The sequence below is a fragment of the Legionella londiniensis genome, assembly GCF_001467825.1.
In the GTDB taxonomy this organism is placed as follows: domain Bacteria; phylum Pseudomonadota; class Gammaproteobacteria; order Legionellales; family Legionellaceae; genus Legionella_A; species Legionella_A londiniensis.
The window spans coordinates 1-2,811 of sequence record NZ_LNYK01000005.1 but is presented as its reverse complement, the minus strand read 5'-3'; the positions used below and the strand labels follow the sequence as shown (position 1 = coordinate 2,811).

The following is a 2,811-nucleotide window of genomic DNA, read 5'->3' as shown; positions in this document are numbered from 1 at the left end:
GACCGTTGTGACTCCATTTTTATCTCGTCCATTGCTCTCGCTGCCATTGCTATTTGGGCATAATTAAATGGTGATTGAACCTAAGAGATTCTCCTTCGAAAGTTATCCAAGACACCACGAGCTTTCATGGTTACTAAGTGAGGCATTGCTTGTTGAATCATGCAGTCTTTCGAAACATCAGCGAATCCAAATTGCTCACGGAATTTACTGGCATCATACTAAGCCTTTTAGAAGGGATGATAAGTTTATTGATGCGGAAAAGATATTCACCATTTTTAATGCTTCATTAGGTAATATGACTATTAACGATATTTACTTTCAAGCTAAAGTAGTTTTGAAAGATGTTTCCGTATTTGTAAGTAAATTTAATATCTCAAGTTTAATGCCAGATTTTGCAAAAATCTTTGTATTAACAGAGAATAATCTGCCAAAATTCAAAAAGTATGACAACATATTAGATGACTTAGAAAGATATAAAAATGATATAAGACATAACGCTTTAAATAATCTAATTCGCTCAGCAGTTATTAGTGCTGACCGTTTGGTATCATCATGCTCTGCAGAGGATCTTGAGGAGTATCTTGCTGAAGGCTCGTTAAAGGAGTTAGTAGATAATCTCGAGCAGGAAGATGGTCAATTGCTTAATGGAATCCGTAGTTGTCTCGAAGGATTTGAGAAGCGTTTTCCATCAAGTGATCAAAATCGTGTGCAAAGTGAAGTAGCTAAAAAGTTATCTAACTTACAAAAAATTGCCAAAATTAATGGGCTTCCTAACATTAGTGTCCTTGAGGGGCCGGCTGGATGTGGTAAAACAAAAATATCTCTGGAATGGGCATTACTCACAGAAGCAAAAAAAATTATATGGATTTGCCCTCGAGTACAGGTTTGTCTTGGTTTATTGAATGACTTAACAGGATCAGACTACCTTCCGGATTGCCATATTGAAATCTTTACTGGCGAATATAAGAAAATATTAAGTGGTGGTATAGCTTTTGATGATGCACCAGAAACTAATGAAGACGCTTATTTTTCCGGGGATATTGTTATAACCACGATTGATCAGGCTGTGAATACCGTTATTACACATCATAAAGTCGTGGCTTTAACTGATTTAATGCAGGCACATGTCGTATTTGATGAATTTCATGAACTTATTCATATGCCTGCCTTTAATCTTCTTTTTGCTGAGTTGCTTGAGGCTAAGAAAAAAAGGGTCTCGCAAGCGAATACATTATTGGTCTCTGCTACGCCACATTATTTTTTTCTGAAAGAATTTCTTGATATTCCTAGCGAGGATATTGTGGCTATCGAGAGTTTCAATCGCTCGCGCTATCTAATTGAATTTAAAACTTATAATGAAAAAGAGGTGTTAAGCCCACTTATTACTGAAGATCAACAAAGTAATACTTTTATTATTAGCAATACAGCCCAAGATGCACAGCTTGGTTATCTAAAACACTACAGCACAGAAAACAGTGTCTTACTGCATTCGAAATATACCAAACAGGATAAAGCATATTGGTTTAATCAGGTATATGAAAGTTTTAAACGTAATGGTAACCGACGCTTTGATGTGCTTAGAAGTGGTCCTATTATTCAGGCATCTCTAAATATCAGTTGTGATCGTATGTTGACGGAATTGACTTGTGCAGAAAACTGGTTACAGCGTCTAGGACGTTTAGATCGCTTTGGTGTTAATACAGAGGTTAATCACTATATTACTGTATTACCTGAAAGTATTGGTAGGGAGGGCAAGCAAACGAGCCATTGTGCTAGATTTTTAAACCAACTTTGTATTTGGCAAAGCACTAAAGCTTGGCTTAAATTTTTAAAAGATAAATTGACGGATAATGGTGAAGTAAATATCAACCAACTATATAAATATTACAGGGAATTTTATTCAAATCCAGCATCACAGAAAGCTCTCAAAGAGGACTTCCTAAAGGCCCTTAAAAAAAGTGTAGATTTAATCAATGACAAAGTTATTGACCCTATATCTATCCCACAAAAAACGAAAAGGACTGATGAAATAATTAAAATATCTGCTAACTCACTCAGGAGTGATAGCCGCTTTGTACAAATGGCTATTTGCAGGGTGACTGAAACACTACGCTATGAATTTATCAATGATTACGCATATAGTGAGGATCTTGATTCCTCATTGTTACAAACATACCTGACTGCGTCAGTTGAAAGTATGAGAGGCTATGGCGAGGATAATAATAATCTTGTTCAGTATATGAGAAAAAAACATCATAATATTAAATACGGCTCTGGCTACAAGCAGGCACGCAATGAATGGGATTTAATTAAAGAGGCTCGTTCTCCGGAGACACCGATTTATCTTAGTTATACTCCAAATGATCTGGAGCATATCGGTGGAATGGATGTAGCACACCCACAAGCTATCTATTACGTAATCAGTGATAAACAGCCTGTAGGAGCTATGTCGATTGACAAGCTCAAACAACATTTTCAAAAAACTGAAACTTAAGACCATCTCAATCTAAAAGAGGAAACCTACTATGGAGAAAATTACAGGCATTAAAAGCGTTGATTTCAAAATAACTGCTTTTGGTCATGGGGTAGTGAATTGGAATGGCCCAACTACTTTAAAGGTTCAGGAGGATAGTAAGCTAGGTAAGAGCAACCACACAATGCCTAAACTTAGAGGATATACCAATTTAACAGGTGAAATTAGTGAAAAAGGCTATAAGCACGTGAAAGGAGTTACGGTTGAAAGTTGTGTACGGAGATAATTGAAAAAAAGGTTGGGTGGTGTAGCCTCATTAACTGAAGAAGGTTAATGGA

At 36.3% G+C, this 2,811-nt stretch carries 2 protein-coding genes; both read left to right on the top strand.

All coding sequences use genetic code 11. From position 1 onward, the window contains the following. The first annotated feature begins 67 nt into the window (after positions 1–67). Positions 68–2,494, top strand: a complete 2,427-nt coding sequence (locus tag Llon_RS01990; protein ID WP_237758235.1) for a DEAD/DEAH box helicase — start codon at positions 68–70, stop codon at positions 2,492–2,494. A gap of 31 nt (positions 2,495–2,525) precedes the next feature. Then, positions 2,526–2,759: a hypothetical protein gene (locus Llon_RS01985; RefSeq protein ID WP_058528407.1), complete on the top strand. Its 234-nt coding sequence runs from the start codon at positions 2,526–2,528 to the stop codon at positions 2,757–2,759. The last annotated feature ends 52 nt before the right edge of the window (positions 2,760–2,811 follow it).

Coding starts and splice junctions, on each gene's coding strand:
- Llon_RS01985 (WP_058528407.1), top strand. CDS start 2,526: ATGGAGAAAATTACAGGCATTAAAAGCGTTGATTTCAAAATAACTGCT.
- Llon_RS01990 (WP_237758235.1), top strand. CDS start 68: ATGGTGATTGAACCTAAGAGATTCTCCTTCGAAAGTTATCCAAGACAC.